This window comes from Faecalibacterium sp. i25-0019-C1, from assembly GCF_042854225.1.
GTDB classification, from domain to species: domain Bacteria; phylum Bacillota; class Clostridia; order Oscillospirales; family Ruminococcaceae; genus Faecalibacterium; species Faecalibacterium taiwanense.
Genome location: NZ_AP031428.1, coordinates 2,653,982 through 2,669,613, shown reverse-complemented (window position 1 = coordinate 2,669,613; position 15,632 = coordinate 2,653,982). Strand labels below are relative to the sequence as shown.

Below are 15,632 nucleotides of genomic sequence, written 5' to 3'. Positions count from 1 at the left end.
TCCTTCCTTACAAACTGTCCCGGTCCGGTGCAGGTTTGCTCTTTTCTTGGGGCTTTGCAGCCTTTTCCTCCATCTTCTTCAGCATGTCATCCGGAACCGGAATCGCCATGATGCTGTGACCCATACGAACGAACATCTGGGGCTGATGGAACTGTTCCTCAAATTTCTGCATCTGCTCCGAAGTCAGAGAACCAAAGTCATCCTCTGTCAGCCCTACCACCAGAAAATCACCGGCATAAATGTCCTGCATATCCCCGTCTTCGGTGTAAATCGCACGGTTCAGCGGCAAGCCATTGATTTTACCGGATTCATTCAGAATAATGGCCACTTCATCCTCAAATGGATAGGTTACTTCAATATCGCCGCCGACCATTGCCTGCAAATCTTCCAGCTCCGTGCCAACGCTGATTTTCTTCGGGTAGGCGTTGGGCTGCACCAGCAGCACATCCATTGTCCTGGTCTCTGCCAATTCATGTTCTCCCACGGTCTTGAAATCCACATCGGTGAAATCGCCGGAATCCAGAACATAGTCCTGATTGTTCCACGCCTGCGTCACCATGCGTTCCGCATCTTCCTGTGAGGCAGCTTCCACGGAAACCTTTCTCTGGAGAGTCTCTGTAATCTCCACATCAAATTTCTTCATAGGCACCTCCTTAGATCAGGCGCAGTGCCGGAACCAACTCGCCGCCAATGGAAACCACCGTCAGGTTCTCGTTCACATAGTCGATGGTACGTTCCAGCGTAAACAGATTGATGCTGCATTCGTTGCCGTTCTGGTCGATTTCCGAAACCTCCGCAGCTCCCAACAGATAGCGGGTTCTGTCAGTCTCGATCACATCGCTCTTATCATAATGGAGAAGCAGTTCCCCATCTGCCACCAGATCAGCCTCCATCTCATCGTAAACATCCTCAAAGATGTCTCGACTGCCAGCCTCGGTCAGAAGTTCGCCGCCAGCCCCCGGCAGGATCACCATCACAATGCGTTCCTTCGGGTGATCTTCACGGATTGCCTCCAACATCACCCAGTTATGAAGCATCGCAATGGACTTCTCAAACATGGAATCATCCATCGGATTCGGCTGCGATGCACCATTCGGGCAGTTCTTGCAATCCATGCTGCACACTGCGTTGTTCTGATTCTTCTTAAAGTTCATCATCATAAAAATCTCCTTCTCATCGTTCCATATCTCGTTGTTTACTTCGCTGCCACTTTTCCAGCAGCCGGATAATCGTGTCCTGCATCTGCTTCGGCGTATAGGATTTCGGGAAATACTTCCGAAGAACCTCGTTTTTAATCGTCACATGGTCAAGCTCATCCTTTTTGATTTCATTCATCACTTCACACATGGCATCCAAGGTGCAGTCGCCCTCCTGCGAGAGCTTTTTCAATCGCTGTGCCTGCGACAGGGATGGGGATGCCTGTGCATAGTCCATTGCCTCCAGAAATTCTTTCTGTTCGGACGGTTTCAGGTAAGACAGCTCTACCGCCGGATTAAAGGCGATTTTCTTCTCATCCACCATGTCCAGAATTTCTGGAATCAGGTTGGTAAGGCGGATAAAACGCTGAACTTGCGTTTTACTTTCGTTCGCATCATCAGCTAACTGGTTCACAGCCCACGACTTCTGACCAACTTGGTCAGAAGTTAAATCTCCGCGTTGTCCCTGATGCTTCATCGCTTCCAACTTCATCTTGTAGGAAAACGCTCTCTCGCTGGGAAGGATATTTTCCCGCTGCAAGTTGCTGTCCACCATAAAGATGATTGCTGCATCATCGTCCATTTCCTTGACGATGACCGGCACCGTCTCCAAACCTGCCAACTGCGCTGCATGAAGCCTGCGGTGTCCCGAAAGGATTTCAAATCCGCCTTCCGGGTCAGGCCGTACAATCAGCGGTGATACCACACCGATCTGCTTGATGCTCTCCACGGTCTGTTCCATCAGCTCATCGTCCAGCACCTTAAAGGGATGACCTTCAAAGGGATGCAGGTCAGAAAGCGGCATCTCCGTCCGCTTCTCCTTAGCCGCAGCGTCGGCAGCTGAGCCACTGCGGTTTTCTGTTGTAATACTGGTTTTTGCTTTTGCCATTCAGCTTCTTAACCTCCTTCCAGCGGTGATAGATGTCATTCTTACCTGCGAAAAACGCCTTTTTTGCCTTGCACTTCATAAATCAAGTACCTCCTTAACGACCTGCTGTTTTTCTTTTCCAATGCTCTTCCTGCGGTCCTCTCCGCTGATTCGCACCGGCGTACACATTTCCAAAATCCTGCTGTAAATCCGGGCGTATGCCACATCCTCCGGATTGCGGATTTCAGCAATCTTCAGATTGGTTGTGATAATGACCGGAAGTCCGGACTTGTACCGCTCATCGATAACGGCGTAGACCTGCTCCAGCGCATATTCGGTGCTGCGCTCAATTCCCAGATCATCCAGAATCAGCAAAGAATAGTTGGAAAACGAAGCGATATACCGGTATCGCTCTTCCGAATACATGGCTCCCATCTGATTCAGGATTTTGGAGAAGTTCGTCATCAAAACCGGAATGCCCTGTTCCAACAGAGCATTTGCTATACATGCCGCCACAAAGGACTTTCCAGTTCCGACATCTCCCCATAACAAAAGGCCAAGGTTTTCAGCCTTGACCTTTTTCCACTGCTCCACATAGCGTTTTGCCATCTGGATATCCTTGTTGTCTTCTGCAACGGCAAAATTCCATTCCAGAAGATGCTTTTCCTGAATCCCCGTTGCTTTCAGCTGTCTGATTTTACGCTGCCGCTCCACCAGCTCATCCTGGCGTTTCTTTTCCGCCATTGCCTCCTGCTGGCATCTGCAAAGGCAGGGAACAATCCTGTCTCTGCCCCAGAGCTTTACCCTGCACTGCACCGGCGTGTGGCAATTCCGGCAATACAGCAGTCCGTCCTCGCCCTGGTATTCCCGCTCTCCGGGTTCTTTCGGCGTAAAGAGCGAATCCAACGCCGCATTCAAAATTTCAGGCACCATGTCGCTCATAGGCTGTCTCCTTCCTCAAATGTGTAGTCTGCCGGGTTATACTTCGGCTTTTCTCTCTTTGCCCAGCTCCGGATTGTGGCAAGGTGATTTTTGTAGCTCCTGCCGGTGGAGGCCATATACTCAGAGAGCCGTTCAACCCGCATCTGATAATCTCTTGGGAACTCCTGCCGGAGCTTACTGTATTCCGTGTCAGAAAGAAGGACATTTTCGTATGAGCCATACCGGTGCTGGATTTCCTTCTTCTCTCTTTTATTGATTGTTTCAGTACTTGTTCTATTAGTACTTAATTGCGCGGGATTTTCCGTAACCGGTGTGTCCGTATCCGGATTTACCGTATACGGCTTTTCCGTACACGGTGATTCCGAACACGGCTTTTTCCTTGGCATCTCATAAATCACATACTCCGCTCTGCCCATCCGACCGTTACTCTCACGCTGCTGGTTCCTTTCCAGATACCCAAGACGCTCCAGCTCTTTTAGAGCCGTAAGCACCCCATCTACGCCATCCGGCGTAATCGAAGATAACCCCCGTACCGAATAGTTCCATGTGTCCGGCAAACTGAGCAGCATAGAGAGAAGTCCTTTCCCTTTCAGGCTGAGACCCTGATCGCGCAGGTGGTAATTGCACATCGTTGTGTAATTGCTGTTCTTCTCAACCCTGAATACCGGCATGGTGCTCACCATCCTTTTTCGCAGGCTCCGCTTTTTTCTTCGGACATTTGCGCGGACGATCTTCGCTGTCCTCCCGGCGATGGTATTTGCCGGTATCCTGCATCATGCGTTCAAACGCCTGAAGGCGTCCCTCTGTAAAAAGCGTCATTCGACCACACCCCATTTCTTAAACAACTTGAAGAGATGATTCTTTCCCTTGCAGGTCACTCTCGTCTGCTGCACCAGTTTTCCGCTTCTGCCGTAGCAATCCCGGACAATAAAATAGCCCCTTGCAGATTTGTCTGCAAAAGGCATCAGCCAGCCACTCGGACTGCGGTACAGATAGCGATGATCCAGTAAGAGAGCCACTGCCGTCTTCTCCGGGATTCCGATTTCCTTACAGAAATTCCGGATGCAGGTACAATCCTCCGAGTTCACAAAGGTGTCGAAGTAGTCTGCCTTGGGCTGTGCCGCATCCAGCTGTTTGCGGATACCCTCAAGCTGCTCCCTCTCGGCTACAAGCTCCTGTGCCAGGGTGTAGATGACCTCCGGATGCTGAATCACCTGATCCAAAATGGAATCGCTCATATACACACCATGCTTGCGGATAGAAGGGAGAACTTCATCAAACACCCAGTGTTCAAATCGTTCTGCCGATGGCAGCTTGCTGTGAACGATCAGCCGGTAAACATCACCTTCTGTGATAAAGGCGATTTCAACGACCTGCTCTCCAGCATCCCCATACTGATTCACCTTCTGAACGACCCCCTCACGTTTCGTTAGGGGGCCTCTGCAATGGCGTCTCACTGCAGCGTAGGGATTCACATACCCCAACGCTTTCGCCACGTCGCTTGCACAGAAGAATGTCTTGCCTGCCTCCTGAAACAACCGGATCGAACCAAACTCTTGGTTCTCGAACACCTCCGTCATCTGCCTCGACTGTCCGCCATAACTGCCCACATCGGTGTCATGGGTCTTCTGATTGAAATCCGTCATACCTGTTACCTCCTACTCAAATTTGTCTCGCCGGATTTCAGGCGAAAAAAAAAAATAGAGCCTTGACCCATTCTCGTTTTCAAAGAATGAGCCAAGGCTCTATGTAAATCAGTCAAGTATGTGTTCGTCCGTCGATGGCAAAATTGGACTTCATTTGCTCCTATTGTCCACCAGTAATTTAACCCATAAGAGGTCAAAATGGGCTTGTCCACCAGTAATTTGACCACTATAAACCCATAAATTTCCGTTCAAATTCCATCAAAACCGAACAGTCCAGGCAGAATTTTGGGTATAGAAAAAGCCCGGAAAATAGCGCATTTCCGGGCTTTTTTAGCATTTTGAAGTTGTCGATTATCGCTTGCTGAACTGCGGTGCGCGACGAGCGGCTTTGAGGCCGTACTTCTTACGTTCCTTCATACGAGGATCGCGGGTCAGGAAGCCTTCCTTCTTCAGAGCAGCACGGTTCTCCTCGTTCTGCTGCAGCAGAGCGCGGCTCAGGCCGTGGCGGATAGCGCCAGCCTGACCGGAAACACCGCCGCCGGAAACGCGGACGACGACATCGTACTTGCCCTCCAGGCCCAGCAGGACCAGCGGAGAACGGACGATCAGCTTCAGGGTCTCCAGACCAAAGTAGTTGTCGATATCACGATCGTTGATGGTGATCTTGCCAGTGCCGGTGTAAACACGAACGCGGGCAACGGAATCCTTACGACGACCAGTGCCGTAGAAATAAGGTTTGGTTTCGTACATGTTCGATTGCCTCCTTCTTAGAACTCGATCTTCTCGGGCTTCTGAGCTGCGTGAGCGTGCTCGGCACCCTGGTAGCAGTGCAGGCGGGTCAGAGCCTTAGCACCGATGGTGTTGGAAGGGATCATGCCCTTGACAGCGTAGGTCATGGCCAGATCGCTGTGCTCAGCCATCAGCTTGCTGTACTGGACCTTCTTCAGGCCGCCGATGTACTTGCTGTGGGTGATGTGGAACTTCTGCTCAGCCTTCTTGCCGGTCAGAACAGCCTGATCGCAGTTGATGACAACAACGAAATCGCCGCAGTCCACGTTGGGGGTATAATCGACCTTCTGCTTGCCGCGCAGCAGAACAGCGGCCTCAGCAGCGACGTGGCCCAGGCTCTTGCCGGCAGCGTCGAGCAGGTACCACTTGCGCTCGACTTCAGCGGGCTTCACGAGAGTAGTGCTCATATCTATTTCCTCCTGATAAGCTTTTTGTACGTTTCAGGCGCCTTTCTGGGGCGCGAGTGTCAGTATACATCATAAAAAGGTGCCTGTCAACAGCATTTTTTTGATTTTTTCATTGTAATTTTTTCAATCTTGCAAAATCTCACGTTTTCTCTTGAATCCTCATTATTTCTAAAAACGCATTTTCTGCAAAATTTTCTGCCCACGGCCGCACATTTTCTGCCGCTGCCCGCTACAATTTTGTCTGCCGGTGTGGTATACTATAAAGGATATGGCAGCTTTTGCTGCGCACTGATACAAGGAGAATTTTTTACATGCCAAACGACATCGACCGCAACGCCTCTGCCCAGCGCCGCACCTCCAAGCTTCTGGCCGCTATGGGCATCTTTGTTGCTCTGGGCATCATTGCTTACATTATTTTAACGCTGCTGGTCAACCGCAGCGTGCCCGCAAACCCGGACACCCACTACACCGGCACAAACGGCGTTTCCGTCTACTATGACAGTTCCGTCTGGAAGGTATGCCAGATGACCGAGGACAGCACCCTTGGCACCGTGCTGGAACTCGCCACGGCAGACAGCGCCGACGGTGAGGACTACGAAGCTGTGCTGCTGCAGCGAGGCACCGCCGACAGCTACGCGGACTTTATCGATGCGTCCGAGAAGGACCTCAAGCAGGCCTATGGCGTCATCAAGCCCCGCAAGGTGAACCTGACCGTGGACGGTGCCGAGGTGGAGGCCGTGCGCTGCGACATTCAGGCGTATTATGCGGTGCTGGCCACCATTACCTACCCCAGCGGTGACGTGGTGTATGTTTCCGGTCTGACAAAGCTTGCCTCCATCAACGACATTGTGAACCTTGTGGAAAGTGTGACCCTGTTATGAGCAGTTCCCGTGCAATGCAGCGTCTGTGCGGCCTGATGCGCAAGGCTGTGCAGGACTATGAAATGATCGTCCCCGGCGATAAAGTGATGGTGGGCGTTTCCGGCGGCAAGGACAGTGTGGCCCTTACCATCGGCCTTGCCGAGCTGCGCAAGTACATCGGCTTTGATTTTACGGTGCAGGCCGTCACGCTGGACCCGCAGTTCGGCGGCAGGCCCATGGATTATACCGTATTGCAGGAGCTGTTTGCCCAGTACGATATCCCCTATGAGATCCGCCGTACCGAGATCGGCCCTGTGGTGTTCGACTACCGCAAGGAGAAGAACCCCTGCGCCCTGTGCGCCAAGCTGCGGCGCGGCGCGCTGCACACGGCGGCGCAGGAACTGGGCTGCAACAAGGTGGCGCTGGGCCACCATCTGGACGATGCCGTGGAGACCTTTTACATGAATCTCTGGCGGGAGGGCCGCATCGGCTGCTTCTCGCCGGTCACCTATCTTTCGCGCCGGGACCTCACCCTCATCCGGCCCATGCTGCTGGCCACCGAGCAGGAGGTCATTTCCGCAGTGCACGCCGAGGGGCTGCCCATCGTCAAGAGCGTCTGCCCTGCCGACGGCGTGACCGTGCGCGAACAGACCAAGGAGTTCGTCAAGGAGCGCTGCCGCACCGACCACGCTTTCCGCCAGAAAACCCTGCACGCACTGCAGGAGAGCGGCATCGATGGCTGGCGGCCCGTCCACACCGGGCGCGGCAGCTTTGCAATTACAAACGAGGAAGAATGAATCATGAAGACTCAACCTTTTGAAAAACACGTCTGGGCCGAGATCGACCTCGATGCCCTGCGGCATAACTTCCGGGCCGTCAAAGCCCGGGCCGGTGACCTGCCGCTGTGCGCGGTGGTCAAGGCCGACAGCTATGGCCACGGCGCTGTGCAGTGTGCCCGCGTTTTTGCGCAGGAGGGTGCAGCATGGCTGGCAGTGAGCTGCCTGACCGAGGCCGTGCAGCTGCGTCAGGACGGGCAGACTCTGCCCATCCTTATTTTGGGCCATGTTCAGCCGGAGTACGCCCAGACCCTCATCCACGAGGATATCACCGTAGCGTGCTACTCCACCGAACAGGCGCAGAACCTTTCCGCTGCTGCCGTAAAGGCAGGCGGCAGAGTAAAGATCCACCTCAAGGCAGATACCGGCATGGGCCGCATCGGCTTTGCCCTGCGCACCGATTTTGATGCCGCCATCCGCGAAATGCTGGCTGTGTGTGAGCTGCCGGGCCTTGAGATGACCGGCCTGTTCCAGCACTTCTCGGTGGCCGACGACACCGCCGAAGAGAACGTTGTCTATACCGCGGAGCAGCACGCACTGTTCGTCAGAGCGTTCCATGCGCTCAAGGCGGCAGGCCGCGAGCCGCAGACCGTCCACTGTGACAACTCTGCGGGCGTGATGCTGCACCCGGACTGGCCCGAGGGATTGGCCCGGGAGCGCTGCATGGCGCGGCCCGGCATCATCCTCTACGGCTACGACCCCAGCGACGAGGTGCGCTTTGGGCAGTTCCGGCCGGTGATGACCCTCAAGACCGTGGTGAGCATGATCAAGGAAATGCAGCCCGGTCAGAGCGCCAGCTATGGCCGCCGCTTCACCGCCGAAAAGCCCACGCTGGTGGCCACCCTGTGCACCGGTTATGCGGACGGTTATCCCCGCCAGCTGAGCTGCGGCAAGGGCATCGTGGAGATCCACGGCAAGGCCTGCCCGGTGCTGGGCCGCGTGTGCATGGACCAGATGATGGTGGATGTGACCGGTATCCCGGACATCCACGAGGGCGACGAAGCCATCCTGTGGGGCGGCAGCGTCAGTGATACTGCCGAGACCATCGCCCGCAAGACCGACACCATTTCCTACGAGGTGCTGTGCGGCGTGTCCCGCCGCGTGCCCCGCGTCTACCTCGAGCACGGAAAGATCGTGGATGTCGAGGATTGGATACTGGAAGCTTAAATTTCTCCCGGAGGAACTACATGGCAAGAGACAATATCCGCAATTTCTGCATCATTGCACACATTGACCACGGCAAATCCACCCTGTCGGACCGTATTCTGGAGCTGACCAAGAGTGTGGACGAGCGCACCATGGAAGACCAGATTTTGGACAACATGGACATTGAGCGCGAGCGCGGCATCACCATCAAGGCCCGCGCTGTCACCATGAACTATACCGCCAAGGACGGCAAGACCTACGAGTTCAACCTCATCGATACCCCGGGCCACGTGGACTTTGCCTACGAGGTCAGCCGCAGTCTGGCCGCCTGCGAGGGTGCCATCCTTGTGGTGGATGCCACCCAGGGCGTGGAAGCTCAGACGCTGGCCAACACCTACATGGCGCTGGAGCATGATCTGGAATTGGTGCCCATCCTGAATAAGATCGACCTGCCCAGCGCTCACCCGGACGAGGTGGCGCAGGAGGTGGAGGACGTGATCGGCCTGCCCTGTCTGGATGCGCCCCGCGTCTCTGCCAAGACCGGCCTGAATGTGGATCAGGTGCTGGAGCGTGTCGTCACCGACATTCCTGCTCCCACCGGCGACCCGGATGCCCCGCTGAAGGCGCTGATCTTCGACAGCATCTACGACAGCTACAAGGGCGTTATCGTCTATATCCGTGTGTTTGAGGGCACCGTGAAGCCCGGCGATACCATCCGCATGATGGCCACCGGCGCGGAGTTCACGCTGGTAGAAGTGGGCCACATGGGTGCTACCAACCTTTCTCCCTGTGCCCAGCTGCAGGCTGGTGAGGTCGGCTATCTGACCGCCAGCATCAAGACCGTGCAGGACACCCGCGTGGGCGATACCGTCACGCTGGCCAATAATCCCACCGCCGAAGCACTGCCCGGCTACCGTCAGGTCAAGCCTATGGTGTTCTGCGGCATCTACCCCGCCGACGGTGCCAAGTACCCCGACCTGAAGGATGCACTGGAAAAGCTGCAGCTGAACGACGCCTCCCTCACCTTTGAGCTGGAGACCAGCGCCGCGCTGGGCTTCGGTTTCCGCTGCGGCTTCCTTGGCCTGCTGCACATGGAGATCATCACCGAGCGTCTGGAACGGGAATTTGATCTGGATATCATCACCACCACCCCCAGCGTGCGCTACCGCATTACCCTGACCGACGGCACTGTGGAGATGATCGACAATCCTTCCAGCTACCCCGACCCCTCCAACATCGTCAAGCAGGAAGAGCCTTTTGTGGATGTGCACCTGTACACCCCCAACGACTATGTGGGCGGCCTGATGGATCTGTGCCAGAACAAGCGCGGCGTGCTGATCGACATGAAGTATCTGGACGATGTGCGCGTTGATCTGCACTATGCTCTGCCGCTGGGCGAGATCGTGTACGACTTCTTTGATGCCATCAAGAGCCGCAGCCGGGGCTACGCCAGCTACGATTACGAGTTTAAGGAGTACCGCGAGAGCGACCTTGTCAAGCTGGACTTCCTGCTCAATGGCGACCCTGTGGACGCGCTGTCCATGATCGTGTTCCGCGATAATGCCTATGCCAAGGGCCGCCGCATCTGCGAAAAGCTGCGGGATAACATCCCCCGCAACCTGTTCGAGATCCCGGTACAGGCTGCCATCGGCGGCAAGATCATTGCCCGTGAAACGGTCAAGGCCATGCGCAAGGACGTGCTTGCCAAGTGCTACGGCGGCGACATCTCCCGCAAAAAGAAGCTGCTGGAAAAGCAGAAGGAAGGCAAAAAGAAGATGCGTCAGCTGGGCAGCGTTTCCCTGCCCAGTGAAGCCTTTACCGCTGTGCTCAAGCTGGACAGCGACGACGATTAAACTTTATAGATCAAAGAGAACCCGCGCTCTGGTATGCTGCAATGCACCCAGCGCGCGGGTTCTATCTGTTTTTTCACAACCTCAGTTTACAACAAAAAATGAGATAGGCACCCCCTTTCGGGGAAACCTATCTCATTTTTTGTTGGGACTATTTTGCAACAGTCCCTTTACGTTGGGGCGTTAGGGGGCCGCTTACAGTCTCTTGACTGCTCTTTTCCGATTTGCTTCTGCCCGGATTATACATGATTTCAGTGCGAAAGTCATCGAAACCTGCGCGAAACGTTCTTGAATCTGCGTGAACGAATCATCTGGGCAGCAAAAAAGCCCCGGAAAGGCTGTCTGGGTGCCTTCCGGGGCTGCTGTGAAAGATGACTGCATCAGTAATACTTTTCAGTCAAAAAGTACTACTGATACACTGCTTCGAGGGCTTTCTCACTCACTTTTCTGCTTCAGGCGGGCGTATTCGGCATCGGCCTGAATGGCTGCAGAGGTGAAGCTGTTGTTGTTCCACCAGCTGATCAGCGCGGCCACGGTGGTGATGCCGGCGGTCACCAGCTGTTCCACAGTCTGGCTCTCAATGGGCAGCATAGGTTTGCCCAGAGCGCTCAGCACCTGATTGGTCAGGGCAAGCAGCAGCACAGCGGTGCGGGCGATGGTGGCGGCAGAAATTTTACCAAAGTTCATATCAATTCCTCACTTTCTCATTTTGTTCAAGGTCAGCGATGCGGTGGTTGGCCACCTTCATCTGTTCTTCTAAAATCGGTACGCGGCGGGCAAAATTGTTATGCTCGCGCACCTCGCGGGTCAGCTCTTCGAGCTTGGTGTCGGTCACGGCCTGACTGCGGCTGTTGGCAATCAGCACGCCGATCAGGGTCACGGCCCCGGCAATGACAGCGGATAAGATCGTTTCCATTCCGTTCACCGCCTTTACCCGACCCACCGGCTTTTTGCTTTGCGCACATCCACATGGACAAAGCCTTTTGCGGGGTAGCGGCCGATGCCGCCGGTGCCGGGCAGCAGGGTCTCGGCGTAGGCGGCAAGCTGCTCCACCGGCACGCCGGACACCCGGATATCCGCGGCACGGCCATACTGATGCTGGCTGTAAACCGCTCCGCCCACAGCCTTGTTGTGTGCAGCGGTGCGGTAGCCGCTGGTAATGACCACCGGTGCGCCAAAATGGTCACGGATGGCCTGCAGCACCTGCACCAGTTCGCTGTCCACAAACAAAGGGTCGGTGCCGTCTTTGCAGGCAAATTCCTTTGCGCGGAAGCTGCGGCTCAGCAGCGTTTCGCCATCCCTTGCGCGGGAGTAAACGTTAAGCATGGCCGTCCTCCTGCAGCAGCGCTGCCACGGCATCCCTCAGCCGGGCGGGCACATCCTCCAGCGTTTTGATGCCCTTGCGGATCAGGGCCGCATAGATCCTTGCCATTACACACCACCTCCTTCGTACAGTTCACACAGGGCCAGCTGCAGGTCGGTCAGCTGGCAGGTCAGGCTGGCAATCGTCTCGGGCAGACGGGCTGCTTCCTCGGCCTGCTGGCGCTCTTTTTCCCGCGCGGCCAATTCTTCTTCCGTATAGCGGATGTATCTCTGCACCGGCACCTGTTCGGTCCATGCGGCCTGCGCAGGCACGCCCGGCACATCGATGACCTTCCGCACATCCCTGCCGCCGCCGGGATACTCCGTTACGGTCTCGTAGTGGCTCACTTCCTCCACGCCTTCCACGGCGGGGTGCTCCACTGGCTCGGTGCCGCCCACCAGATACCCAAGCGTCAGGTCAGGGGTCTCAATGGCTGCACCGTTCTCGTCAATGATCTTCATGGTTCAAAACCTCCTTTCTCAGGCCACGCGCCGCCAGATGTGCACATAGTAGGCGGCAGGCTGCACGGTGGCGCTGCGGCCGTAGATGGCATTAGACTTGGATGCATCCAGACTGAACTTATATACATCAGAAAAGGAATTGTATTCGCCCGTAGATGCGATCACGTTGCCGGCAGTGAATGCGCCGGATACCTTATGTTCACCCTTTTTTACATCCGCGACAAAAGAGCCTGTGATGTTCGGCAGTCCGGCCTTTACTGTGGTGCCCGCTGCGTGGCTACTGCTGGCACCCATCAGCACGCGCTCCGATGCGATCTGCTCCCATGTGCCGCCAAACAGGGCGGCAGGGCTGGTGGGGTTGGTGCTCTGGTAGATGCTGCCCACCGGGTAGGCAGCGGAGCTGGGTGCGGCCAGCAGAGCATCGACATCTTCCTTTGTATAATAGGAAGAAAAATCGGCACCGAAGGTGCGCAGGGCGTTTGCCTTTTCGGCAGCGGTCCATTCCCCGGCGGCTGCGGCGGTGGTCAGAGCCTTCTTCACGCCATAAGGCAGCAGGGCTGCGGTCAGCGGCAGAAGTGCATCCGTCATGCTGTCCAGCTGTTCGCGGGCAGCTGGTGCGGTGATCAGGGTTCCGTCGCTGCGCACGTTGATGCCGCAGGCGGGGTCCACCCGTACTGCGCCGGGGGCCGAAGCCGTGGGCACCGTGCTGCTGCGCAGATAGGGCGACAGATCCGGCATGGCGGCAGTATCGGTCAACACGGCCCCGGTGTTGGGGTCCACGCTCAGCACCCGAAGCAGCTGGCCGGAGACCGGAACTGCCGGGCAGGGAAGCGCCCCCACATCCTGCGCCGTCAGTTTTACGATGCCGCTTTTGCCGTTCACGCTCACTACCTGACCGTCGGTAGGCACCAGCTCCTCTGCCCGTGCGGCAGCAGCCTCGGCACGGGCTGCACAGCGGGATGCAGCGGCACTGTCGGCGCTGGTGCGCTGTGCCGCGGTCTGGGCCTGTGCCGCATTGGATGCCGTGCTTGCAGCACTGGCTGCGGCACGCTGTGCGGCGGTGGAAGCGGTACTGGCACTTTCCAGCACACGCGCCACGAACTGCTCATACTGCGAGGGCGGCAGCTCTTCCGCGCCGCCGTCGGTGGGCAGGATAGCGTAGGTGTCGTAGCTGCCGGGCCGGGTATAGGCGGCGTAGCCGCTGGCATCGATGGCTGCCAGCATCCACTGTCCGCCGGTGCTTCCGGTCAGGCGGCGGTCCACGGTGACGCAGTGCTGCGTGTCCAATGAGACCGGTGCCAGCAGGGTGCCGTCGCTGCGGCGCAGGTAGAGCGCAACGGTGCACCCGGCCCATGCTTCCGGCAGCGTGAAGCACAGCTCGTCCACACCGGCAGCGTTCTGTGCACCGAGGTGCAGGCGGTGCGGCTGGGACAGAAATTCAGTGCCGCCGCACTGCCTTTGAATGATCTTGATGTTCACTTGAAAACCTTCCTTTCTGTTTTTTGTTTGATTGTACAGCCGCTGCCCGGCAGCTGCCAGTGTGGTCTTTTGCTGCACAAATTTCTGTGCTTCGGCATTTTGCCGGGAGGCGCTTTTCATGAGTAATTCGCACAGTTCTTTGTGGGTGAAAAATGGGATGAAAAAGAGGTGGCTTTGTACGGAAAACCAGCGATTTTTGGCCGCTTGCCGCATGGGAAAACGAACCCAAAAGTGCAGTTTCCGGTGCAAAAAGTCCAAAATAAATGTTAAAAATTCGTGAACAAAACACCCCAGAAAACAGGTCGAAAATCGGAAGGAAATAACCGAAAAAACAATATTTTGGAGAAAACAATGTTAAAGTTGCACAAAAAATAACGTCAAAAAACTAACAAAGTATGAGAAGGTGATTTGACAAATGGCCATTGGACTGGTAAAATAAGACTCGCTCAACGGAACCAACAGACGTTGCAGCGTTTAAAAATTATCTGGATGAAGTAAAAAGCCGTCTTATATACGGCGCGGCGCGGGCAGATGGGGTCCGGGCCGGGAGGGTAACTGCACCCTCCGCAGCGGAGTCCAAATTGTATACGATGCTCGATTTTACCAAAAAGAGGGCATCGTATTTGATTGTGGGGCCAGATGGCTTCTGCCCGCCCCGCAGTCCGGGCGGCCGGGGCATGAAAAACATGTCCGCAGCCGCAGCCAATTTTGAAAAGAGAGGAGTTGTCTCGTATCGCTTCCGTAAAATTGAAGAAAGCATTGTCTGACTGCAAGCATGCAGTCTCTCCCCGTGTGCTGGCGTTTTGTGTCATGGTCGTGTGCCTTGTGGCTACACTCAGTGTGACCGCTGCGAATCTGCGGCTGACCTACGTCACAGACTCCAATGGTGCCCGGCAGGTGATCCTCACCTCCGAGACCGACCCTGCACAGGTTATGAACCTTTCCGGCATCCAGTCCGAAGAGGGCGATCAGGTCTATTACACGGCCTACAGCGGCAACCTTGCCGCCCTGAACATTGAGCGCGCATTCTCCGTCAGCATCACTGCCGACGGTCAGGAGTACCCCGTCAAAATGGTGTTCGGCACTGTGGCGGATGCCCTGAAGCGTGCCGGTATCACCCTGGAGGGTGACGACTACACCGAGCCTGCTCTGGACCAGCTGGTGAGCGCAGGTTCCACCATCACGGTGCACCGCGTGGACTACACCGACCGTGTGGAGACGCAGGCCATCCCCTACGATACCGAGTACGTCTACACCAGCCTGTATTTCCGCAACACCGGCCGCGCCACCACGGTGCGCCATGGTGCGGAAGGCCAGCAGACGATCACCACCCGCGACCGCTATGTGGACGGCGAGCTGGAAAACAGCATCGTGGTGGATTCCACCACCACTGTGGAGCCGACCAACCACATCGTAAAGACCTATGGCGCAGGCGCGCCGGTCTCCCCGCTGACCGGCCCGGACGGCACCACCAATGCACCCGCCTCTTACAGCAAGGTGCTCACCGGAAAGGCCACCGGCTACTATTCCAAGACCGGCAAGGGTTCTTCCGGTCTGGGTCTGGGCTACGGCACTGTGGCTGTGGACCCGGATGTGATCCCCTACGGCACCAAGCTGTATATCACCTCCACCGACGGCAAGTTCGTGTACGGCTATGCGGTGGCTACCGATACCGGCATTGCCGTGCAGAAGGGCCAGATCCTTGTGGACCTGTTCTACGAGACCTACGCCGAGAGCGTGATCAATGGAGCCATTCAGGTGAACGTCTACGTGGTGGACTGAGCAGGCT

At 56.1% G+C, this 15,632-nt stretch carries 20 protein-coding genes; 5 read left to right on the top strand and 15 right to left on the bottom strand.

The features are described from left to right. Window positions 1–7: 7 nt before the first annotated feature. The 9 genes from ACGHUK_RS13205 to rplM all read right to left on the bottom strand — a co-directional run bounded on the left by ACGHUK_RS13205 (window position 8) and on the right by rplM (window position 5,848). Window positions 8–643: a DUF3846 domain-containing protein gene (locus ACGHUK_RS13205; protein ID WP_117526362.1), complete on the bottom strand. Its 636-nt coding sequence runs from the start codon at window positions 641–643 to the stop codon at window positions 8–10. Between the two features lie 10 nt (window positions 644–653). Beyond that, complete coding sequence (locus ACGHUK_RS13200) at window positions 654–1,160, bottom strand: hypothetical protein (protein WP_098923465.1); 507 nt, start codon at window positions 1,158–1,160, stop codon at window positions 654–656. Window positions 1,161–1,173: 13 nt separating this feature from the next. Further along, a complete protein-coding gene (locus ACGHUK_RS13195) occupies window positions 1,174–2,085 on the bottom strand; it encodes a ParB/RepB/Spo0J family partition protein (RefSeq protein WP_117526361.1) in 912 nt (303 codons plus the stop codon). A gap of 75 nt (window positions 2,086–2,160) precedes the next feature. Further along, entirely contained in the window at window positions 2,161–3,006 is an 846-nt protein-coding gene (locus ACGHUK_RS13190) for an ATP-binding protein (RefSeq protein WP_117526360.1), read from the bottom strand. Then, window positions 3,003–3,677 (bottom strand): helix-turn-helix domain-containing protein, encoded by a 675-nt coding sequence (locus ACGHUK_RS13185; RefSeq protein WP_117526359.1) that lies wholly within the window; start codon window positions 3,675–3,677, stop codon window positions 3,003–3,005. Before ACGHUK_RS13185 ends, ACGHUK_RS13190 begins: the two co-directional genes overlap by 4 nt. Continuing rightward, window positions 3,658–3,825: a hypothetical protein gene (locus tag ACGHUK_RS13180; RefSeq protein ID WP_009532276.1), complete on the bottom strand. Its 168-nt coding sequence runs from the start codon at window positions 3,823–3,825 to the stop codon at window positions 3,658–3,660. Before ACGHUK_RS13180 ends, ACGHUK_RS13185 begins: the two co-directional genes overlap by 20 nt. Continuing rightward, the gene (locus ACGHUK_RS13175; RefSeq protein ID WP_117526358.1) at window positions 3,822–4,652 is read right to left on the bottom strand and encodes a phage antirepressor KilAC domain-containing protein; all 831 of its coding nucleotides are present in this window, start codon (window positions 4,650–4,652) and stop codon (window positions 3,822–3,824) included. Before ACGHUK_RS13175 ends, ACGHUK_RS13180 begins: the two co-directional genes overlap by 4 nt. A gap of 351 nt (window positions 4,653–5,003) precedes the next feature. Continuing rightward, complete coding sequence (rpsI, locus tag ACGHUK_RS13170) at window positions 5,004–5,402, bottom strand: 30S ribosomal protein S9 (RefSeq protein ID WP_005938160.1); 399 nt, start codon at window positions 5,400–5,402, stop codon at window positions 5,004–5,006. Between the two features lie 17 nt (window positions 5,403–5,419). Then, window positions 5,420–5,848: a 50S ribosomal protein L13 gene (gene rplM, locus ACGHUK_RS13165; RefSeq protein ID WP_005938158.1), complete on the bottom strand. Its 429-nt coding sequence runs from the start codon at window positions 5,846–5,848 to the stop codon at window positions 5,420–5,422. A 311-nt stretch (window positions 5,849–6,159) separates the two neighbouring features. Here rplM and ACGHUK_RS13160 point away from each other — a divergent pair, with 311 nt between their 5' ends. Genes ACGHUK_RS13160 through lepA form a run of 4 tightly spaced genes read left to right on the top strand, consistent with a single transcriptional unit; the run spans window position 6,160 to window position 10,543 of the window. After that, a complete protein-coding gene (locus tag ACGHUK_RS13160; RefSeq protein ID WP_223388530.1) occupies window positions 6,160–6,729 on the top strand; it encodes a hypothetical protein in 570 nt (189 codons plus the stop codon). Beyond that, window positions 6,726–7,505, top strand: coding sequence for a tRNA 2-thiocytidine biosynthesis TtcA family protein (locus ACGHUK_RS13155; RefSeq protein WP_298637419.1), 780 nt, complete (start codon window positions 6,726–6,728; stop codon window positions 7,503–7,505). Before ACGHUK_RS13160 ends, ACGHUK_RS13155 begins: the two co-directional genes overlap by 4 nt. A gap of 3 nt (window positions 7,506–7,508) precedes the next feature. After that, window positions 7,509–8,711, top strand: a complete 1,203-nt coding sequence (gene alr / locus ACGHUK_RS13150) for an alanine racemase (RefSeq protein WP_349138170.1) — start codon at window positions 7,509–7,511, stop codon at window positions 8,709–8,711. A gap of 20 nt (window positions 8,712–8,731) precedes the next feature. Beyond that, entirely contained in the window at window positions 8,732–10,543 is a 1,812-nt protein-coding gene (gene lepA, locus ACGHUK_RS13145) for a translation elongation factor 4 (protein ID WP_291012936.1), read from the top strand. Between the two features lie 432 nt (window positions 10,544–10,975). On the opposite strand, the gene ACGHUK_RS13140 is transcribed toward lepA, so the two are convergent. The 6 genes from ACGHUK_RS13140 to ACGHUK_RS13115 are packed head-to-tail and all read right to left on the bottom strand — an operon-like array spanning window position 10,976 to window position 13,843. Further along, on the bottom strand, window positions 10,976–11,227 hold the full coding sequence (locus ACGHUK_RS13140; protein WP_005938144.1) for a phage holin: 252 nt from the start codon (window positions 11,225–11,227) through the stop codon (window positions 10,976–10,978). A gap of 1 nt (window position 11,228) precedes the next feature. Next, window positions 11,229–11,456: a hypothetical protein gene (locus ACGHUK_RS13135; RefSeq protein WP_044953283.1), complete on the bottom strand. Its 228-nt coding sequence runs from the start codon at window positions 11,454–11,456 to the stop codon at window positions 11,229–11,231. Window positions 11,457–11,470: 14 nt separating this feature from the next. Further along, window positions 11,471–11,866 (bottom strand): YcbK family protein, encoded by a 396-nt coding sequence (locus tag ACGHUK_RS13130; protein WP_390574493.1) that lies wholly within the window; start codon window positions 11,864–11,866, stop codon window positions 11,471–11,473. Next, the gene (locus tag ACGHUK_RS13125; protein ID WP_263287078.1) at window positions 11,859–11,972 is read right to left on the bottom strand and encodes a CD1375 family protein; all 114 of its coding nucleotides are present in this window, start codon (window positions 11,970–11,972) and stop codon (window positions 11,859–11,861) included. Before ACGHUK_RS13125 ends, ACGHUK_RS13130 begins: the two co-directional genes overlap by 8 nt. Then, window positions 11,972–12,364, bottom strand: a complete 393-nt coding sequence (locus ACGHUK_RS13120) for a hypothetical protein (protein WP_390574492.1) — start codon at window positions 12,362–12,364, stop codon at window positions 11,972–11,974. Before ACGHUK_RS13120 ends, ACGHUK_RS13125 begins: the two co-directional genes overlap by 1 nt. 18 nt (window positions 12,365–12,382) lie before the next feature. Further along, on the bottom strand, window positions 12,383–13,843 hold the full coding sequence (locus ACGHUK_RS13115; protein ID WP_390574491.1) for a phage baseplate protein: 1,461 nt from the start codon (window positions 13,841–13,843) through the stop codon (window positions 12,383–12,385). Between the two features lie 759 nt (window positions 13,844–14,602). On the opposite strand from ACGHUK_RS13115, the gene ACGHUK_RS13110 reads away from it, so the two are divergent. Then, window positions 14,603–15,625 (top strand): 3D domain-containing protein, encoded by a 1,023-nt coding sequence (locus ACGHUK_RS13110; RefSeq protein WP_242702886.1) that lies wholly within the window; start codon window positions 14,603–14,605, stop codon window positions 15,623–15,625. Window positions 15,626–15,632: the final 7 nt, after the last annotated feature.